The 19,907-nt window shown below is 63.5% G+C and carries 17 protein-coding genes and 1 pseudogene; 11 read left to right on the forward strand and 7 right to left on the reverse strand.

Annotated elements, in window-relative coordinates:
* Positions 1-14: 14 nt before the first annotated feature.
* Entirely contained in the window at positions 15-917 is a 903-nt protein-coding gene (locus ASF04_RS05555) for a hypothetical protein (protein WP_156368533.1), read from the forward strand.
* Here the strand turns inward: ASF04_RS05555 and ASF04_RS05560 are convergent.
* Both ASF04_RS05560 and ASF04_RS05565 read right to left on the reverse strand, forming a co-directional pair.
* Positions 892-1,980 (reverse strand): AraC family transcriptional regulator, encoded by a 1,089-nt coding sequence (locus ASF04_RS05560; RefSeq protein ID WP_056138860.1) that lies wholly within the window; start codon positions 1,978-1,980, stop codon positions 892-894. The genes ASF04_RS05555 and ASF04_RS05560 overlap by 26 nt on opposite strands.
* The gene (locus ASF04_RS05565; RefSeq protein ID WP_056138862.1) at positions 1,977-2,969 is read right to left on the reverse strand and encodes a GGDEF domain-containing protein; all 993 of its coding nucleotides are present in this window, start codon (positions 2,967-2,969) and stop codon (positions 1,977-1,979) included. Before ASF04_RS05565 ends, ASF04_RS05560 begins: the two co-directional genes overlap by 4 nt.
* A 331-nt stretch (positions 2,970-3,300) precedes the next feature.
* Here ASF04_RS05565 and ASF04_RS05570 point away from each other — a divergent pair, with 331 nt between their 5' ends.
* Both ASF04_RS05570 and ASF04_RS05575 read left to right on the forward strand, forming a co-directional pair.
* Positions 3,301-5,865, forward strand: a complete 2,565-nt coding sequence (locus tag ASF04_RS05570) for a TonB-dependent receptor (RefSeq protein WP_056138864.1) — start codon at positions 3,301-3,303, stop codon at positions 5,863-5,865.
* 206 nt (positions 5,866-6,071) lie between these two features.
* Positions 6,072-7,919, forward strand: coding sequence for a phytase (locus ASF04_RS05575; RefSeq protein ID WP_056138866.1), 1,848 nt, complete (start codon positions 6,072-6,074; stop codon positions 7,917-7,919).
* On the opposite strand, the gene ASF04_RS05580 is transcribed toward ASF04_RS05575, so the two are convergent.
* From ASF04_RS05580 to ASF04_RS05590, 3 genes are all read right to left on the reverse strand, one after another.
* Entirely contained in the window at positions 7,916-9,016 is a 1,101-nt protein-coding gene (locus ASF04_RS05580; protein ID WP_056138868.1) for a porin, read from the reverse strand. The genes ASF04_RS05575 and ASF04_RS05580 overlap by 4 nt on opposite strands.
* Before the next feature lie 9 nt (positions 9,017-9,025).
* Positions 9,026-9,943, reverse strand: coding sequence for a LysR family transcriptional regulator (locus ASF04_RS05585; RefSeq protein ID WP_056138869.1), 918 nt, complete (start codon positions 9,941-9,943; stop codon positions 9,026-9,028).
* Between the two features lie 84 nt (positions 9,944-10,027).
* Complete coding sequence (locus tag ASF04_RS05590) at positions 10,028-10,981, reverse strand: 2-hydroxyacid dehydrogenase (protein ID WP_056138870.1); 954 nt, start codon at positions 10,979-10,981, stop codon at positions 10,028-10,030.
* 256 nt (positions 10,982-11,237) lie between these two features.
* Here ASF04_RS05590 and ASF04_RS05595 point away from each other — a divergent pair, with 256 nt between their 5' ends.
* The 8 genes from ASF04_RS05595 (at position 11,238) to ASF04_RS27340 (ending at position 19,340) form a co-directional block, all read left to right on the forward strand.
* Positions 11,238-12,602 (forward strand): MFS transporter, encoded by a 1,365-nt coding sequence (locus ASF04_RS05595; protein WP_056138919.1) that lies wholly within the window; start codon positions 11,238-11,240, stop codon positions 12,600-12,602.
* 199 nt (positions 12,603-12,801) lie between these two features.
* Positions 12,802-13,854 carry a DUF2278 family protein gene (locus ASF04_RS05600; RefSeq protein WP_056138872.1) on the forward strand — a complete coding sequence of 351 codons (1,053 nt, stop codon included), beginning with the start codon at positions 12,802-12,804 and terminating at the stop codon, positions 13,852-13,854.
* Positions 13,855-13,871: 17 nt separating this feature from the next.
* Positions 13,872-15,545, forward strand: coding sequence for a phospholipase D-like domain-containing protein (locus ASF04_RS05605; RefSeq protein ID WP_056138874.1), 1,674 nt, complete (start codon positions 13,872-13,874; stop codon positions 15,543-15,545).
* A 50-nt stretch (positions 15,546-15,595) separates the two neighbouring features.
* On the forward strand, positions 15,596-15,805 hold the full coding sequence (locus tag ASF04_RS05610) for a hypothetical protein (protein WP_019921927.1): 210 nt from the start codon (positions 15,596-15,598) through the stop codon (positions 15,803-15,805).
* Between the two features lie 13 nt (positions 15,806-15,818).
* Positions 15,819-18,101: a tetratricopeptide repeat protein gene (locus ASF04_RS05615; RefSeq protein ID WP_056138875.1), complete on the forward strand. Its 2,283-nt coding sequence runs from the start codon at positions 15,819-15,821 to the stop codon at positions 18,099-18,101.
* Between the two features lie 149 nt (positions 18,102-18,250).
* Positions 18,251-18,427, forward strand: coding sequence for a PAAR domain-containing protein (locus ASF04_RS28670; RefSeq protein WP_373922124.1), 177 nt, complete (start codon positions 18,251-18,253; stop codon positions 18,425-18,427).
* Between the two features lie 50 nt (positions 18,428-18,477).
* Positions 18,478-18,801, forward strand: coding sequence for a hypothetical protein (locus ASF04_RS05620; RefSeq protein WP_200931066.1), 324 nt, complete (start codon positions 18,478-18,480; stop codon positions 18,799-18,801).
* On the forward strand, positions 18,798-19,340 hold the full coding sequence (locus tag ASF04_RS27340) for a hypothetical protein (RefSeq protein ID WP_156368534.1): 543 nt from the start codon (positions 18,798-18,800) through the stop codon (positions 19,338-19,340). The genes ASF04_RS05620 and ASF04_RS27340 overlap by 4 nt, the downstream gene beginning before the upstream one ends.
* Positions 19,341-19,368: 28 nt before the next feature.
* Here ASF04_RS27340 and ASF04_RS26530 read toward each other — a convergent pair.
* Together ASF04_RS26530 and ASF04_RS26535 are read right to left on the reverse strand one after the other, a co-directional pair.
* Positions 19,369-19,727 (reverse strand): annotated as a pseudogene (locus ASF04_RS26530) (IS21 family transposase); the annotation flags it as partial.
* Between the two features lie 87 nt (positions 19,728-19,814).
* Positions 19,815-19,907: IS3 family transposase (locus ASF04_RS26535; RefSeq protein ID WP_156368535.1), on the reverse strand; the 93-nt coding region annotated here is incomplete at its 5' end.

The raw sequence follows: 19,907 nt of genomic DNA on the forward strand, positions 1-19,907 counted from the left end.
CCCTGGCCTTGGCCTTGGCCGCGCTGATCCTGGCCCCTCAGGGCGCCAGTGCACAGGCGCCGTCCCCGCTCGGCGATGCCGTCACCATCGTCGGGCCGCTCCAGCCTGGCACTACCCAGATGGCGTGGAGCTACAAGGGGCTCGAAGCCGGTGTGGACATGTTCGAGCGCCGCAGCCCGCGCCTGGCGCCGGGCGCCCTCATGCGCTACCAGATGCCCAAGGGCATGCTGCCGCCCAGGGAAAAAGATGGCAAGCTCGAGGACACCACCGCCACCATCGCCGTCAAGGGCTGGTCGGTGCCGCTGCCGTTGGCGCCCGACCTGAGCTTCGTGCTGCCGCCGAACGACCGCGCCCGGTCCGATGGTGCATACGTGGTGATGAGCCGGCGTTTTCCGTCTGGCCTGTACCAGCACCCGATAGTATCTGTACGCACACCGGACCTGCCGCAAAACGTGCTGCGCATGGGCGACTTGCGGCTGGCCTGCGAAGTCCAGGTACGCATCCTGAAAAAAGACATGTTGCGCGAACGGATACTGCTCGACGCCAAGAGCTGGTTTGAAAAAGGCCCGTGCGAGCAGGACCGCATGTTCGACGCCCCGGCACCGTACAACAGCATCACGTACACGGCCGGCTCGCGCAAGCAGGTCATGCCGGCCAGCGGCAAGCAACTGGCATTCAACGCCCCGCTCGGCGACGACAAATGGCCCGACGATACGCTGCTCACGTTCGAGCTCGACGGCGAGCCGGCGCCGAAACCGGTCGCGGTACCAAGACCCGTGCAACCGCCGAAACCATTCAATCTGCCGATGGATTCCCAGCCCGCGCCATTGCCGCTTGAATTGCTCGAACCCGACCTGTCGCGGGAATCGCTGCTGTACCAGGAGGCCGAGGTCATCCCCGGAACAACGCATCCCTGAGCAAGCTCGGCACCAACCCCGTCCAGCGCTTGAACGAGCGGCGGAAGTTGGTGGCGTCGTGAAAGCCCAGGTACTGCGCCACTGCCTCGTTGTCATACCCGCGCACCTGGAACAGGTGGATCGCCACGTGCGCCCTCACCTGGTCCAGCTCGGCCTGGAAATGGCTGCCGTGGCGCGCCAGGTGGCGCTTGAACGTGGCGGGGCTGACGTCAAACGCCGCCGCGCTGCCCTCCAGCGTCGGCCCCAGCCGGATATTGTCGAGCAGGTAGTCGTACAGCGCTGTCAGCAGGCTGGGCACCAGTGCCGGCGCTTCTGCCGCCACGCCCTGCAATGCCGCCGCCGACGCCAGCGCATTGCCGCGTGGCCAGGGACGATCGAGCCACACGGGATCGATCAGCATGGCGTCGAACTGGCAGTTGAAGCGCAGGTCGCTGCCCAGGTGCGCCTCGTGCTGCTCGACGTGCGACGGCGCGCTGCGATTGAGGCAATAACGCCACGGCAGCCGTTCGCCACCGAGCCAGCGGCACATGGCTGTGACGGCCGTCATGTGCATTTCCACCAGCGCCGGCAACTGGCTCGGCGCGCCGAAGCTGTCGGTCCAGTACAGCACGGCCATGCCGCCATGAGTGCTGCCGCTACCGCCTTGAGTACCGCCATGGATGCCACCTTGGGTGCTGCCCTGCGTACCTTTTTCACGCCAGCGCGGCGTTAGCAGCGGGCAAAGGCGTGCGTGGCCGGCGCACAGGATGTCGAGGGCCTGGCGCAGGTTCTGCGCCTGCAGCAGCGCGTGGCTGAGCGCGCCGTAATGGCCGGGCAGCATTTGCTGGCCCAGCAGGAAGCTGGTGTCGCTGCTGGCCAGCGCACGCATGACGTTGGCCAGCAATTGCAGGTACTGCTGCGGCGCCAGCAGCACGTGCGCGCCCGGCGGCTCGTCATCCGTCAGGCCGGTGCCGCGCAGCAGTTGCTCGCCACTGATCTCCTGGCTGCGCGCGTAGTCGAGCAGCAGCGCCGGCTGGTGGCGCGCCACGATAAAACTGTCATGGCTTTGCCGGTAGGCGATCACGCTGACGCGCCGGCGACCGAGACCGAGACCGGTTGAACGGGCCGTTGCACTTGCGCGGCATGTATTCCCTGAGCCGGCGAACCGGGCTGTTCCGGTTGTGCCGACGCTGCGGACTGTACCGGCTGGGCTGATGCCGCCAGTATCCGCCCCAGTTCCGCCAGCAACACGTCGGCATCGATATCCGCACTGGCGCTGGCATGGCGCACGCTGATGGATACGCGGCCATCCTTGGCGTGGTGGCGCATCTGCCCTACCATTGCTGCCAGGTGGCGCGCCATCGCTTCGGCCTCGGCCACGCCGGTATCAGGCAGCAGCAGTGCGAAGCGGTCGCCTGCATAGCGGCACAGCAGGTCGTCGTTGCGCAGGTTGAGCAGCAGCATGTGGCCGACGGCCTGCAACACGCGGTCGCCCTCGCGCTGGCCGAACTCGCGGTTGATCAAGTGGAAGCTGTCGATGTCGAGCAGCACCAGCGCGCACGGCCGGCCCGGGCGCTGCGCCTGCTCGTGGCGGATCTGGCGGCGCAGGTAGTCGGCATTGGCCAGTTGCGTAATGCGGTCGAACGCGCGGTGGTCGCGGAACAAGCGCTCGCGCTTTTGCAAGTGTTCATTGAGGCGAAACTGTTCGTGGCGCCAGTAGTACATGCCGCAGGTGAGCACCAGCATGCCCAGCGGCACCAGCATCTCGAGCCAGTGGTCCCACCTGGCCGCCTTGCTGACGGCGAAAAATTCATCCATGCAGTCGGCAAACGAACCGACCATGATCATCGCCAGGCCGCCGGCCAGCAGCCGCGTGACCAGGCCGCCAGGCCGGCTGCTCAAGGTAAACAGCACCCAGCTGCCAGCCATGACCGCCGTGCCGCCTTCGCTGACGATATCGGTCCACTTCCACATGTGGAACGGTTTTGCCACGCCCAGGGTGGAATACAGGAACACGCAGGCGACCAGCGCCAGGCAGGAAACGATCAAGGTGGAGCGGTGCAATTGCAGCATAAGGTTTTACCAGGACGTGGGTACTGCGGCGGCAGCTTAGCGCCCGCGTATGACCGCCGTGTGACAAGGCCGGACATGGGCAAATACACAACACCGCAGCGGGGACAGGTCATTACGGCTCACCGAGGTTCGCAGGGCGAAGCCGCGCCATAGCAACGGCGACCAGCGCCGGGAAGCACCGCCAAGCGGGGGCGGGTCAATCGAGCTCATTTCGCCACGCCACCGCCTGCAACGCGGCGGTTTACAGCACTTGCCGCCGGGGCATGTCATGCAAGTGACATATAGCATCCCTAGAATCCGCAGCGTTCCCTCATCCAACCCACGGTACGCCATGAAAACCACTGCTTCTCACCTTTCCACCCATCCACGCCTCAAGGCGATGACGCTCGGCGTGCTGGCCATGCTGGCAGGCACAGCTACAGCCCAGACCGCCGTGCCGCTCGACGGCGCCAACGGCGCCAACGCTGCCCTGGTCACCGCCGCCAACAGCGTGGTCATCGCCGGCCAGCGCTCGAGCCTGCGCAACGCCATCGCCGCGCAGGAGAAGGCGGACAATATCGTGAGCGTGATCAGCAGCGACGACATCGGCGGCCTGCCGGACAAGAACGCTGCCGAAGCGCTGGCGCGCCTGCCAGGCGTGTCGGTCCAGCGCGACCAGGGCGAGGGCCGCTACGTGAGCGTGCGCGGCCTGGGCCCCGACCTGAACGCGGTCACCATCAACGGCGCGCTGGTGCCGTCGCCCGAGGCGGGCCGCCGCGCCGTGGCGCTCGACGTGCTGCCGGCCGGACTGATCCGCTCGCTGGAAGTGAGCAAGACCCTCACGCCCGACCAGGACGCCAACTCGCTGGGCGGCACCGTTGAGGTGAAAACCCTGTCCGCGTTCGACCTGCCCGGCAAACTGCTGTCCGGCTCGATCGGCGCCAGCCGCGACCAGAACATCGGCAAGACCAGCCCCAACGCCAGCGTGCTGTTTGCCGACCGCTTCATGGGCGGCAAACTGGGCGTGGCCGGCGGCATCAGCTTTGAGAAGCGCGAGTTCGGTTCCGACAACGTGGAAACCGGTGGCGCCTGGGACAATGGCAAACTGACGGGACTGGAACTGCGCGACTACTTGCCCACGCGCGAACGCCGCGCCGCCGCCATCAATCTCGACTACCACCTTGACGAACACAGCAAATACTACGTGCGCAGTTTCATCAGCGACTTCAGCGACGACGAAGTGCGCGACCGCCTCACGCTGTCCAACATCAGCGGCGGCAGCGTGGCCGAAGGCGCCACCGCCACCGCCCGTGGCGAACGCCGCCTGCGCCAGCGCAAGTACACGCAAACCATCAGCTCGGTCGTGGCCGGCACCGAACTCAAATGGGACCGCTGGAAACTGGAAGCGTCGGCCGGTACCAGCCGCGCCAGCGACGACGCGCCCGAATCGATCAACGACGCCCGCTTCCGTGGCGCCAGCAACTTTGCCGGCGTGGGCTTCACCGGCACCGACATCCCGCGCCTGACCGGCCCGGAGTCGCTGTACGACGCCAGCAAGTACAAGCTGAACTCGATCGCCCTCAAGCAAAGCGACGCCACCGACAAGGAACACCATATCCGCTTCGACCTCGGTCGTAAATACGACCTCGGCGAAGGCACCGGCAAGTTCAAGTTTGGCGCCAAGCTGAGCCGCCGCGAAAAGGACAACAACACCGAAGCCTGGTCGTACAGCAGCTCGCAGATCGGCGGCGCCAGCACCGCGCTGACCAGCTACATCACCGGCGACCAGCTCGATTTTAAACTGGGCCGCATCGGCAACGCCATCAACCCCGGTGCGATCCGCCAGCTGGTGGCTGGCCTGAACCGCGCCAATGCCCGCGTGCTGGTGGACTCCAGCGTGGACGACTACAACCTGCACGAAGACATCGACGCCGCCTACCTGCAACACAGCTACGACATCGACAGCTGGCACCTGCTGGCCGGCGTGCGCGCCGAGCACACGCGCTTCAAGGCGTCTGGTACCAGCGTCAACGAGGAAGAGGAAACCTTCACCCCTGTCGAGCGCCAGCGCTCATACACCAACTGGCTGCCGACCCTGCAAGCGCGCTACGACCTCGACGGCAAAACCAGCGTGCGCGGCGCCTGGACCCACTCGGTGGTGCGCGCCAACTTCGACCAGCTGAAACCGGGCATCAGCCAGTCCAGCGACACCGAAGCGACCATCGGCAACCCCGACCTGGCGCCGCTCAAATCGACCAACCTCGACCTCGGCATCGAACGCGTGCTGGGCGACGACGGCGCGGTATCGGCTTACGTGTTCCACAAGGACATCAAGAACTTTACCTACACCACCAACCTGGCCGGCAGCGGCGCCTGGGCCGGCTACACTTCGGCCATCACGTACGCCAACGGCGACAAGGCCAGCGTGAAGGGGCTCGAACTGTCGTACAACCAGCCGCTGCGCATGTTGCCGGCACCATTCAACAACCTGGTGTTCGGCGCCAACGGCAGCCTGACGCGGTCCAGGGCCAACGTGGCCCGCTACGACCAGGACGCCGGTGCGATGCGTTCGCGCAGCATCCACCTTCCGGGCCAGTCGAACCGCGTGATGAACCTGATGCTCGGTTACGAACAGGGACCGCTGTCCACCCGGATCGCCGTCAACTACAAGTCGCCCTACCTGCTGGAAATGGGCGACGACATCCTCGATGCCAGCGGCGACCGCATCGTGGACAGCCAGAAACAGGTCGATTTCTCGCTGTCGTACCAGCTGACCAGGCAGGTGCAGCTGAACATGGAAGCGGCCAACCTGAACAATGAAAAGTACTACACGTACCTGGGCACCAAGGCCTATAACGCCCAGTACGAACAATACGGCCGCACCTACAAGCTGAGCTTGAAGGTAAGCCTGTTCTAAGCCGTGAAGCGGCCAGCACGCAACGTCAGCACCGCTGGCCGCCAACAGAATAACCTTCATCCCCGAGCAGGCAGACCGCCTTGACAGCGGGGACCAATGTAGCCGAGCAGCTGCCGCAGCCAACCGCCAGCCGCCGCCCGAAAATCCGTCATCCCTGCGAAAGCGGGGATCCATACTGAGCAAGCGCCCACGCGCCAACAAAAAAAATGAAACTGTCCCTGTCAGCACTCGCCATCGCCATGGCCCTCACCACACCAGCCCAAGCCGCTACCACGCCAGGCCCCAACACCCACGCCCACGAACTTGCCCCACTGCCCAACGGCAACTGGCTCGCCCTCGACAAGACCGCGCTGCGCCTGCTCGCCGCCGACGGCACCGAGCGCGCCCACCTGCCAGTGCGCGCCAAGCACCTCGACACCCGCCCGCTCGGCGCCAACACCCTGGCCGTAATCGTCGATGCCAACGCCGAACAGGCAGTACCCATCCTGGTCGATACCAGTGCCGGCACCCTCACCGCCCAGGCGCCGTTCCCCGCGCCCGCCTTCGGCATCGAAGCGGCCTGCCTGTACCGCGATGCCCAGCAACTCGACCACCTGTTCCTGGTCGCCAAGGATGGCCAGGCCGAGCAATGGGTGATGCAGGGCGACAAACGTCTGCCGGTACGCAAGCTGGCCCTGCCCCCGCACAGCAAGCACTGCCGCGCTGACGACGCCAGCCACCAGTTGCTGGTGAGCGAAGACGGCACCGGCCTGTGGGCCTATAACGCCGATGCCGAAGGCGCGCCAAGCCGCGCAGCGGTACTGCTCAAGAAACCGTACGGCACGCTGGAAAAAGGCGCGGGTGCACTGGCCATCCTGCCTGGCGGCGTTGCCGTGCTCGACGCCAAGGGCAAGCAATTGCACCTGCTGCGCCGGGAGGCTGGCAAGTGGAATACCGTGTCCGCCACGGACACCAATATCAAGGGCGCCGAGCAACTGGCGGTCAGCACCACTGCCAATGGCCAACTGCAACTGGCCATCGGCGGCGAGGAAGCAGCCGGCTGGCAAGTGCGCACGCCGGCCTGGTCCGCTACCGCAGCAAAAGCGGATGGAAAAGCCGTCATCATGCCGCGCGGCCAGACCGAATCGGTCGCGCGCACCGGCGACGCCGCCGACGATCCTGCCATCTGGCGCAACCCGGCCGATCCACAGGGCGCGCGCATCCTCGGCACCAACAAGAAGCAGGGTTTGCTGGTGTACAACCTGCAAGGCAAGCAGCTGCAATTGCTGGAAGTGGGCCGTCTGAATAACGTCGATGTGCGCCAGGACGTCAGGATCGGCAACCGCCAGCTTGACGTGGCCGTGGCTACCCAGCGCGACGACAACAGCGTGATGGTCTTCACCATCGATGCGCAAGGCACGGTGGCCACCGCCGGCGCTTTCAATACCGGCCTGAAAGACATCTACGGCATGTGCTTGTACCGCCCGGCGGACGGTGGTGTGGAAGCGTTCATCAACGACAAGGACGGCACCTTCCTGCAATACCGCATCGTGGCCGATGGCGACAAGGTGAGCGGCAAGCTGCTGCGCCGCTTCAAGGTTGATTCCCAGCCCGAAGGCTGCGTGGCCGACGACCGCAACCACCGCCTGTTCCTCGGCGAAGAGCGGCGCGGCGTGTGGACCGTGTCGGCCAAGGGCGATGCGCCGGCCCGGCTGGAGATGATCATGCCGGTCGGCCCGCAACTGGTGGCCGACGTGGAAGGCATGGGCATCTACCATGGCGCCAGGGCCGACTACCTGGTGGTGTCGAGCCAGGGCGACAACAGCTACCTGGTGATGGATGCCAAGGCGCCGTACAAGGTGCGAGGCAGCTTCCGGGTCGGTTACAACCTGGCCGCCGGCATCGACGGCACGTCCGAGACCGACGGCCTGGAAGTGAGCTCGGCCAACTTCGGCGGCCCGTACGGCAACGGCATGCTGGTGATCCAGGACGGCTACAAGCGCCTGCCGGACGGCCCGCAAAACTTCAAGATGGTGGCATGGGACGACGTGGCCAAGGCGCTCAAGCTCGACTAAAAATTGTGGCGCAGCCCCAGGTTGTAGGCGCGGTCGCCACTGCCGGCTTCGCTGTTATTGGCCACCGTGTAGCCGGCGCCGTTGCGGTTGGAAATACTGCCATAAGCGCCGTACAAGCTGGTGCGCTTCGACACCGGGTACACATAGCCCACGCCCCAGGTGTTGGCATCCTGATTGAACGCGGTACGGTCGTCCTTGCGCATGACCGACGCCATCAGCGTGCCGGTCGAGAGCGGCATGGTAAAGCCGAGCAGCGCTTCGCGGCCATCGGTCGAGGCGGTCGGTGGCACGCCGCCAAACGGGTTGCTGGTATTGCCCAGCGGCGCAGCGTTAAATCCTTTGTCGATGCCGACCGCAGCAAACAGCTTGATGACGCCGAAGTTGTAATTGGCAGCGAGCAGCTTGTTGCTGGCCGAGCCACGGATCACGGCCGGCGTGGTCGGCGTACCCACCACGTCGTTGTTCTTGTGGTTGTAGGCAAAGCGCACCACCAGTGGGCCGTTGCTGTAGCCGAACGAGGTGCCCACCTGGCGGCCGGCCGCTTCGCTGCCAGCCTGCTCGCCGAAGCTGTAGGCGACGTCGCCATTCCAGCCGCGCACGTCGGGCGACGCATACATCACCGTGTTGTTGGTGCGGACATTGGTGCCCCAGTCGGGGAAGGTGTTCTTGATGGTGCCGGCGTAGCCGGTGGCAAACGGGTCGGCCACCGCCACCAGGGTGTTGTGGTACGGCGTGGTCTGGCGGCCCAGCATCAGGGTGCCGGCGCTGCTCTTGAGACCGACCAGCGCCTGGCGGTTGAACAGCATGGTGCTCGAGGCCATGGCGCCGGTGTCGATGCTGTAGCCGGCCTCCAGGATGAAGAACGCGGACAGGCCGCCACCCAGGTCTTCCGTGCCCTTGAAGCCGATCCGTGACGATGCTGCCGGACCGCTGGTGAGCTTGGTGACGTTGCCGTCGGCGCCGCCGCGTTCGCCGACGATGCCGACATCGGCGATGCCGTAAATGGTGACGTTCGATTGCGCGTGGACCGGTGCGGCAGCGGCAAAGGCCAGCGCCAGCGCGGTGACCAGGGGTGTTGCGAGATTGCTGCGTTTCATGTGTCTCCTCTAGTAGTTTTGGTCGCCCTCCTCGCGCTGTTGTTTGGCAAAGTAGTCGATTGCCAGGAGCCGGAACGCGGTGACGGCGGGATTTTCCTGGTCCGGTCGCCAGGCCATGCTCATCTCGGCGGGCGCCACCACGTCGCTCAAGTGCCGGAATTCGACATTGTCGTAATGGAAGCGCTGCGCCGAGGCCGGCAAGATCGACAATCCCAGCCCGGCCCGCACCATCGACAGGATGGTGGGACTCTGGTCGAGGTACTGCGTGATGTGCACGTGTACATCGTTGCTGGAAAAAATGCCCATCAGCCGGTCGTAAAAATACTTGCCATGCACGGGCGAGTGCATGATGAACGGTTGGTCTTTCAGTTGCTTCAAGGCGATGGTGGCCGAGGCACACAGCGGATGTCCCTTGGGCAAAGCCACCACCAGCGCTTCTTCCTCCACCAGCATCATGTCCAGCTGCTGGCGCGACGACACCGGGCGCATGAAGCCGAGATCGATGGTGTTGGCATAAAACGCCTCGATCTGCGCCACCGAAATCAGTTCCAGCAGCACCACGTCGATATCGGGCAACTCCTGCCGGGCCACTGCCAGCAAGCCCGGTATCAGCTCGTAGCCGGCCGCACCCGTAAAGCCGATGCGCACGCGGCCGGTCTTGCCCTTGCTGGCGCGCCGCACCGTGCTTTCCGCCTGCTCCGCCAGGTTCAGCAAGCGGGCGGCGTCGATCAGGAAAATGCGGCCTTCCGTGGTGAGCTTGACGGTGCGGCCCACGCGGTCGAACAGTTCCACGCCGAGGCTGTGCTCGAGCAGCTGTATCTGCCGCGACAGCGGCGGTTGCGTCATGTTCAGCAGCGCGGCAGCGCGGCGGAAGTTCAGTTCGGTCGCTGCGGCAACAAAGCAGCGTACCTGTCCCAGGTCTAGCATGGTGTGTCCTGTATGGCTACAAAGGTCAGCCATGATAGCGATAATTGCCTACAGGACGTGCTCGACTCGCCTCTGTCTTTAGGGTTAAGTGGTGAGGCTGCCTTCGGGGCGCTGCCCGGCCAGGCCGGCGGCCAGGCTGGCCAGCACCATCTCGCCCATGGCCGTGCGCGATTCGACGGTGGCGCTGGCGCGGTGGGCCTGCAAGACCACGCGGTCCATAGCGAACAGCGCTTCCGGCACGTTGGGTTCATCGACAAACACGTCCAGGCCGGCGCCAGCGATGGCGCCGCGCGTCAGGGCATCGACCAGGTCGGCTTCGACCACCAGCTTGCCGCGGGCGATGTTGATCAGGTAGCCGTCCTTGCCCAAGGCGTCCAGCACGGCGGCGTTGATGATGCCTTGCGCCTTGTCGGCAGCGGCGGCCAGCACCAGGATGTCGCTGTCGCGCGCCAGTTGCAGCAGGTCGGGCACGAAGTTGTACGGCAATTCCGCGATATGGCGCAGGTCGGTGTAGGCGATCGGGCAATCGAAGGCGGCGGCGCGCTGGGCAATTGCCCGGCCAACCTTGCCCATGCCGACGATGCCCACGCGCTTGCCGCTGAAGCGGCGCGACAGCGGGATCGCGCCCGGATGCGGATTCTTTTGCCAGTTGCCGGTTTTTACGAAATCATTGCCCGAGCAAATCTCGCGGCACGACGCCAGGATCAGGCCGATGGCCAGGTCGGCCACGTCTTCGGTCAGCGCGCCGAAGGTGGCGGTGACCGGCAGGTTGCGCGAGCGGGCAAATTCCAGGTCCACCGCATCGGTACCGACGCCGTTGACGGCAATTACTTGCAGTGCCGGCAGGCTCTCGATCATGGCGTTGGCGATGCCGGTGTGGCCACCGGTGATCACGCCCCGGATGTTGGCGCCATGCTCTGCCAGGTACGCCGTCTTGTCCTGTTGCTCGAACAGGCGGTGCACGGTGTAGAGTTCGTTCAGCTTGTCGTTAATGGCTGGCACGAGGATCGGGTTCAGTTGCAGGACGTGTGGTTTCAATGGGGTCTCCCTGTTAGGCGATGGCAAGCATCGAGATGTGAGCGCATCATGGGATGTTTTGTTTTGCGCGTCCAATCCCAAAAAGCTATCAGTTGATACACGGCTTGGACTGTGCCTTAGTGATTCAATTTGCGGATCACGTCATGTCGATAAAAGATTGGACGCGACCGGGGCCGGGTGGGAGGATTTGTAGCGCCTTTAAAACCAAATAAAAACATCACTGGAGACATCTATGCGACAGCAATCCACCGCGAGCATGCCGGTAACATCTGAAGCAGCAGCACCGCAGGAAGAAAAGAAGACCAATTACCGCTGGGTGGTGATGGGCCTGATTTTCTGTATCTGGGCCATCGCCTGCGCCGACCGCGCCAACTTCGGCATCGCCCTGCCCTACATGAAGAAGGAATTCCACATCACCAACACCGAAGCGGGCCTGATCGTCAGCCTGTTTTCGTTTGCTTACGCCATCGTGCAAATTCCGGTAGGCATGCTGTACCGCCGCCTCGGCGAAAAAGCCAGCGGCATTTTCCTGGCACTGTGCATGGTGTTTACGTCGCTGTTTACGGCGCTGATGGCCACCACCACGTCCGTGCTGTTGCTGCAACTCTACCGCGTTGGCCTCGGTTTTGCCGAAGGCCCGCTGGGCATCGGCTGCACCAATGTGATCAACCGCTGGTTCCCGCCGCAGGAAAAAGGCCTGGCAACGGGGCTGTGGATTGCCGCGTCCAAGCTGGGGCCGCTGATGGTGCCGTCGGTGTGCCTGATCGTGATTGCCATCTGGGGCTGGCGCGAGATTTTCTACGTGTTCGCCATCCCGGGCTTTTTGTTCGCCGTCCTGTGGATGCTGCTGGTGACCAACTCGCCCAGCGAGAGCCGTTTCTGCTCGCCGGCCGAACAGCGCTATATCCGTGGCGAAGGTGCACCGGCAGATGCTGCCAACGCCGGCAAAAAACCGGCGCTGCGCTACCTGCGCAGCATGCCGCTGCTCGACGCCATCAACCGCACCCGCCGGGTCGAGCGCCTGCAAACGATTCGTCAGGTCTTCACCTCGTGGAACATCATCGGCGTGGCGCTCGGTTACGGCTGCATGATCGGCATCACCAATATCTTCATGTCGTGGATTCCGACGTACCTGGTGACCGTGCGCGGTTTCGAATCGGTCAAGATGGGCTTCCTGGCCTCGGCGCCGTTCATCGGCGCGGTGACCGGCAACATGATCGGCGGCCTGATCTCCGACCGCCTGCTCGACGGCCGTCGCAAACCGATGATGCTGCTTGGCGCCATCGGCACCACCCTGATGCTGTGCCTGCTGATCAATGCCCCCGACAGCGCCACGTTCCTCGGCGCCACGCTGCTGATCTCGGGCCTGATGGTGGGCATCGGCTTTGCCGGCTACTCGGCCTATGCGATGGGCCTGGTCAGCAAATCGACGTACCCGACCGCGTTCGGCATCGTCAACTTCCTCGGCCAGATCGGTGGCGCTGTAGCGCCGCTGATGGTCGGCATCTTGCTCGACCACTTCGGCTGGAGCAGCGTATTCCTGTACATGGTGGGCACGGCGCTGCTGTGCGTGGTGCTGGTGGCCAGCGTGGTGGAGCCGGTGGCGGAGCCGGAGATGTAAAGCTTGTGTCGGTTAATCAGAAGCCCGCAACGCTGCAAAGCTTGCGGGCTTTTTCTATGCCGGCAAATGCAAACGGCGCCTTGTAGAACCTGCCTGTCCAGCTCGCTTCATAGCGCAGAGCCCGCTAATAATCGGCCTTGCACTCCTCGATTTTCGTCCTATATTGTCCGCTATCGTCACACCTCAACAGGAGCTCGCCATGCCTCTGCACCAGTACGGCGTACTGAAAGGACGTCCGATCAATCGCCAGCTTGGATCGAACCAGAACGCGCACTATCAAGTCCACATCATCGACGACACCACCGATTACCGCATCGCCGTCAACGTCAAATCGCAGCTGGCGCCGTCCGAGGTGGAGTACCTGGTGGACGCGCATTTCCAGCATCCCGTACTGGCGCAACTGGAGGCGTTGCCGGTGGGCTGGTCGCAACTGGCATCGAATCCCGGTGGTCCCGCGCTCGACTTCATCCGCAGCAACCTGTTTGATCCGCGCAAGATGGTGCCGCTGCCGCTGAGCATCAACGGTCCCGACAACGACCTCAACGAGAAGATCGACCAGCACATCCAGCGTGCGCTGTCCGACGAGAACGCCGTGCTGTACGCGTTTGGCGAGCGCTGGGGTCCCGAGGCCGGCAAGAAAGATAAAATCTTCGGCTTCTTGCCCGGCAACGGCGTGCACGATATCCACATGAACCAAGCCAACGCCGGCAACTTCAAACAGGACGACGGCGTGTACCAGGACGGCGCGCTGCTGTTGAACTTTCCCGATCAAAACCAGTGGGTGGGCATCTTCCTGAAATTCCAGTCGCAAACCTGGCACAGCGACGACCAGACCGGCCACCGCATCGAAGGCGGCGTCAGCGGTCCGCCGTCGGACAACCCCAATCCACCGAACCCGTTCGAGCCCGGCACCACGCCCACACCGGAGGCGCCCGATGGCGCGGTGCGCATCGTCGCCGCGCTGGTGAACCCGGTCAAGTCGCCGGAAATCGAAACCGTCACCCTGCTCAACGCCACCGCGCAACCGGTGGATCTGGCCGGCTGGAAATTGCTCGACCGCGACAAGAACGCCATGCCCCTGCAGGGCGCGATTGCTGCCGGCGAAGCGCTGCGTGTCACGCTCATTCCGCCGGTCGTGCTGCCCAACAAGGGCGGCATCATCACGCTGCTCAACGCGGACGGCCTGCGCGTGGACGGCGTGAGTTACACCAAGGCCCAGGCGTCGAACCCCGGCTACTCTGTGACCTTCTGATCCGCAAGGAGACGGCCATGCGCGCGCAACGCACCGAAGGCGGCCTGCATGTACAGGCGATTGCCGGCAGTCATGTGATCGTATTCGGCTTCGACTGGCCCGAGCAGCAGGCGGGGCTGCTGCAAGGATTCGCCATCCACCGCACCGATCACGAGACCGGCCGCGCCGACTGGCTCGAAGCGCAAAAGCGCTACGCCACCACCGACCCCGGCCTCGATAAGGGCACGCGCGTTTCCACCCGCAACCATCCGCTGCAAACCTTCCAGTGGGCCGACTACACGGTGCGCCCCGGCGTCGACTACACGTATCGCATCGTCGCGCTCGGCGGTACGCCGGCCGCGCTCGAGGCGTTGGCCGAAGTGGTGGTGCCGGTGCGCACGATTACGCGCACGGCGTCGGGCCACGCGATCCACTTCAATCGCGGCGCAATTGCCGCCCAGGAGTACGCCAGGCGCTTCGCCAACCGCGCGCCAGAAGATGTGCCTAACAACCAGGCGTTCGAATGGCTCAGCCGTGGCCTGTTCGAATCGTTGCTGGCGTTTATCGCCGAGGCGCAAGCCGGTGATGCGCTGCACGCGGCCATTTACGAAGCACGCCACCCGCCCGTGCTCGACGCCTTGCGCGCAGCGCGCGAGCGCGGCGTGGAGGTGCGCATCGTTTTCGATGCCAAGGAAAACGGCGACGACGACAGTCCCTCGTATCCGCGCGAGGAAAACATCGGCGAACTCGATATGGCGCACCTGGCCGACATCGGCATCGCGCGCGAGAAAAATCCCAGCTATATCGCCCACAACAAGTTCATCGTGCTGTCGAAACAGGGCGTGCCCACGGCGGTGTGGGGCGGCTCGCTTAACTGGTCGCAAAACGGCTTCTTCGGCCAGCTCAATACCGGCCACGAAGTGTGGGACGCCACGGTGGCGCAGCAGTTCCTCGCCTACTGGCAATTGCTGGCAGCCGACCCGGCCAGCATGGCGCTGCGCGAAGCGATCACCACGGCGTTTCCGCTGCCGGCGCAATGGCCCGACGGCTGCACGCCGATCTTCAGCCCGCGCAAGGAGCGCGACGCGCTCGACCGCTACATCGATGCGATACCCGCTGCCGATGCGGTTCTGCTCACGCTGGCGTTTTCCATCGACGACCGGCTGGGTCAAGCGCTGTCGCCCGAGCATCGCGGCGTGCGCTACGTGCTGATGGACGGCCTGAAAGGCAACAAGCAGCAGGTGGATAAAATCGGCCGCATCGTCAAACAGATCCGCGCCACCGAAAGCGGCCGCGTGGCGATGGGCGCCTACCTGCGCACCAACGCGCTCGACCAGTTTCTGCTCGAACGCAGCAATGCCATGGCCCAGCACGTGCAATTCATCCATACCAAGTTCATGCTGATCGACCCGCTCGGCAAGCGGCCGCTGGTGATCAGCGGCTCGGCCAATTTCAGCCTCGCATCGAGCAAGCAGAACGACGAGAACATGCTGGTCATCGCCGGCGACCACGAGGTGGCCGACATTTATCTCGGCGAATTCATGCGCTCGTATACGCACTACGCGTTCCGCGACGCGGTGCGCGCGGCCATGGCGTCCGGCACCTTCTTTGCCAGCAATCCACTGGTGGAAGATTGCAGTTGGGCGCAAGCGTATTACGGCGCCGGCTTTCGCAGCCGCCAGCGCACCTATTTTTCGCGCAGCGCGGTCTGACCACCGCCTGCGTTTTCACCGCCGTTGTTCAACAAACAAGGAGAATCATCATGAGCGAACTGGCTACCAGCAGCAATCCCCTCAACGCCAAGTATCCGGAAATCATCACGGAAACCGAAACCGACGAACGCGAGGAATCGACCGAAGAACAAAAGCTGGTGTATGAATCGGGCGCGCCGCGCGGCACGTCCATCATCAAGAAGGTCACTGTCAGCAAGATCAAGATACGCACCACCACGCCTTATCTGGGCACGGTGTAACCGGCCGCGCGCGATGACCGCCCGCCCTGCCTACGTGCCGGCCATCGCCGCCGCGCTGCGCGACCACGGCATTGCCGTGGTTGCCGGCGCGCATGGGCTTGGGCTGCGCGCCACCGCCCGCGCGTCAGTCGAAGCCGAGCGCGAAATCTGGGAACTCGACGGCGACGGCCACGCGCACGGCTACTTGGCCGGCTTCGAACCGCTGGCCATGCAGTTGCTGGATGAGGCGGAGCGAGACCAGTCGGCGCTGGTGGCTGCGCACGAGCAAAGCCTCAAGCGCCTGTGGCCACGCCGCGATTCACCGGCCTACGCCCTGCCGCGCGATCTGACCAGCACTTCGGTACGCGACGAGCGCACGCGGTTTTATCACCACGAGTACCAGAACAAGTTGCTGGTGGGACTGGCCGAGTTCATGCTTGCCGTGCTGGCTGTCCGCCAGCAAGCGGTGGTAGTGGTGATCGACAATGCGGAGCGGCTGCCGCCGACTTCGCGCAGCCTGCTGGCGGTGTTGCGGCGGTTGCAGGAACGGTCAGACGGACTGCCGGGGAGAACGTGCCGCTTGCAGTGCGTCCTGCTGGAACGCGGTGACGCGAACCGGCTCGATGGCCACTATACCGGCTGCAATGCCGACCACGATGCCGGCCGCTCTGCTGGCCAACATGCTGGCTGCGATACACACCGCTCTACTGACCACAATGCCGGTGGCGGTACCGGCAGCTTTGCCGATTGCAACAACGGCGGGGATACTGGCCGCGCTGCCAAGCACATTACCGATCCCGTCACCATCCGGATCGCGCCGTTGACGCTGGCAGAGTTCGAAGCAGCCACCGACCTCGCCCACCTCACGCCATTCCAGCGCGAAACGGTGTACCGCCAGTCCGGCGGCAATCCGGCCACCTGCCGGGTGCTGGCCACCTGCCTGGGCCACGACCTCGGCAAGGCCGCCACGCTGCCGGTCACCACCGTCATCGACCTGTACCTGGGCACGCTGGACAGCGAACGCCGCCGGGAACTGGCGCGCGACTCGGTGGCGTCGAGCTGCCAGGGCGACCTGCTCGCCCAACGCAACGCCGCCACCCTGCCCGCCGCCGAGCTCGATGAGTTGCACCATGCGGCGCACCTGGCCGCGTGGCAGCGCTATGCCGCTGGCGAAGGTCCGCTGGTGCTGGTCCATGCGCTGGCGATCCGCGACCCGCTGCGCCGCCTGCAAGCGCTGGTGGAACCATGCGACGTGCTGATGGGTATCGGCTTGTACGACACCTGGTTCGAGTTCTTTGCAGAGCTGTTCTCATCGACAGAATTGCGCCGCCAGGGCAGCGGCGACGATGCCATCAACGGCCTGTTCATCAATGCCGCGTTCGTGCTGTACTCGATGGGCTACACCGCCGCCGCGCTGGCCCTGCTCGACGATTTTTTAACGACCTTCCCCGCCAGCCGCTTCGTGCCCACCGCGCTATACGCGCAATCGATGACGTACGGCCGTTACCAGGTGCCGGTGAACCTGCCGGCAGCGGAAGACTGCGCCGTGCGCAACCTGCGCCTGATCGAAGAAAAATTTGCCGACCACCCGCGCCACACCTACATCAAGGTATTCGCCGAAAACGCCTACGCATACATCAAGGCGCGCCAGGGCAAGTTCGACGAGGCACTGGCCCTGTGCGAACACGGCATCGCCGAGATCGCGGGCGCATACGGCGAAGACCAGTTCCAGCTGCACCGCTCCATCCTCATTTACAACACCAGCCAGGTGTACGAACTGGTCAACGACACCGAACGCGCCGAACGCCGCCTGCGCACGGCGATCGCCTGCGATCCGTTTTACGCCGAGTATTACAACGACCTCGGCAACCTGCTGTCGCGGCTGAGCGGGCGCGAAGAGGAGGCGCTGGAAGCATACGCGCGGGCGATTACGCTGTCGCCGCCGTATTACGAGGCGCATCTGAACCGGGGCATGTTGCGGGCGGAGCTCGGCGATGTGGAGGGCGCCGCCGCCGACTTCGCACGGGTGCTGACGATCAAGCCGGCCGAGTGGCGGGCGTTACGGGAGCTGGGGAATTTGCGGCTGGTGAGCGGCGATGCGGCGGGTGCGCTGGCGGCGTACGATGAGGCGCTCAGGATCGAGGCGCACGATGCGGATTTGCTGGCGAATGCGGCGGTGGCAGCTTCGGATGTTGGAGACAGCGCGCTGGCGATCCGGTACGGCCAGGCGGCGCTGGCCATCAATCCACAGCATGCGAATGCGCGCCATAACCTGGCGGCGGAGTTAGTGGAAGCTGGACGCGTTAAGCCCTTTTAACACTGAATGAATTACCGTTTAGCGTACTTGCAAGGCGCCGCTCCGGCTATCATATAGACCAGAAGCAAGTAAAAATTGCCTTGCGTCAATTTCAAACTTCTCACTTCAGTTACGCTCGGTTCTCCGGAATTCGTCAACCAAGGACCTGCATGCGGCGCTATCACATCACGTTAGGCGCGACCACGACTGCCGGCGATAAAGTAACCTCAGCCAGCAGCAATGGCAGCATCAACAGCAAAAAGATCGCATTAGAGGGTGACCCGATAATTTGTCCTGCTTGTAAATCCAGCGGAAAAATTATGTGCGTCGGCCCCCGTATCCCATAAATCTGGAATGGTAAAAAGGTCGCGCTGGAGAACGACCTGTGTATTTGTGGATGCTCTCCTCCTCCAAAACTCAAGCCGAGTCAAAGTTTGCCAATATCAAGACCAATTATGCGCGCCACTTCAAGGTTCGACGCGGCATCAAGTTCGCTGATCCTTCCCACAATATATATGGGATCAAGGAATCCACAAAAGTCGTGATCATATCGAAAACAACCAAGACCCGAAGCCGTACCACTGGAAAGATATCGACCGCCACGGAAGAAGTCGGGCGCTATGATCACCAGTACGATTCCACAGCGGCATACGGCGGTACGATTTTCTGGAAGTTGAATCCGGAATTCCTGAAGGTCACGCGAGGATGGGAGTACAAATGAAGCATTTTTTCTTCATGATGTTTCTTTCAGCTTTGGTCGTGGAAGCTCAAGCCAAAACGCCGTCAAGGGCGGCGATCGTCAGTTGTCTGTCCGCGCAGTCAACTTCGAAATCGGTAAAGTGGAGTCCTTTACCCACTGAAAAAATATATTCGGAAGATGATTACCTCGAAGGCTTCAATGCCATCTATTACATCAAGTCAGGTAACAAACCGATAGGTTATGCCGAGCGCGGCCACGTCAAAGCTGTCATCTACGGCAATCAGCTTTTTTCCATCGCTCAGGCACACCCGCTTGCCGGCTTCCATACCCGTCCCACGGAGCTTGATCCCTTCGCTGCCGATTGGGCGACCGTGGCCGATCAAACCGGCACCTACGTTTGCATCAGCTTCCCGTACGGTGATCTTGGGCAGAGCGGGAGCTTTCAGAAAAACCGAAGCGCTTACCTTATAGCCATCGGCGAAAGAAATGGACCACGTATTTTGTATTCTGCCACTGGCAATCTCGACGCATTGCAGATGAACAGAGGTCAGCAAAAGTAAGCAACCGGCGCTGGCCGGCACTATGTTCACCCATCGCCGTCTCGAAGCGCACCTCGGGCTCGACCGGCAGCGCCGGACGCAATAGCGCATGAACGCACGCAACTGGCTTAGACCACCTTGGTAGCCACGCTCGACAATCTCGCGGTGTAAGACGCTGGCCGGTATCCAATTCGGCTGCGCCGCCGCCTGCCGCTCGCGCAGATAACTTTCATGCGCCGCCAGCTTCGTAGGGCGCTTGACCTTGCGTTCGTACTTCGGCACCGCCTGCAGCGCCAAATGTCGCCGCACCGTGTTCACCGCGCAGCCCACCTCGGCGGCGATGCGCCGCAGACTCAACCCATGCTTGCTCAATAACTGAATTTCCACGTACACCTCGTTGGGTTTCAAGGCCGCTCCGCAAAGCAGCCATCATCTCAAAACGGTGTATCAGTTTTCAATCGCTGCTTGGGGATGCGGACCTTTTCTTGGACTGGTTTACATCGTTAAACCCAAGCTTTCACGATACTCGATCGGACTCAGATAGCCAAGAGAGCTCTTGATGCGCTTTTCGTTGTACCAGCGAATGTA

Origin of the sequence: Duganella sp. Leaf61 (assembly GCF_001421905.1) — a bacterium.
In the GTDB taxonomy this organism is placed as follows: domain Bacteria; phylum Pseudomonadota; class Gammaproteobacteria; order Burkholderiales; family Burkholderiaceae_D; genus Rugamonas; species Rugamonas zoogloeoides.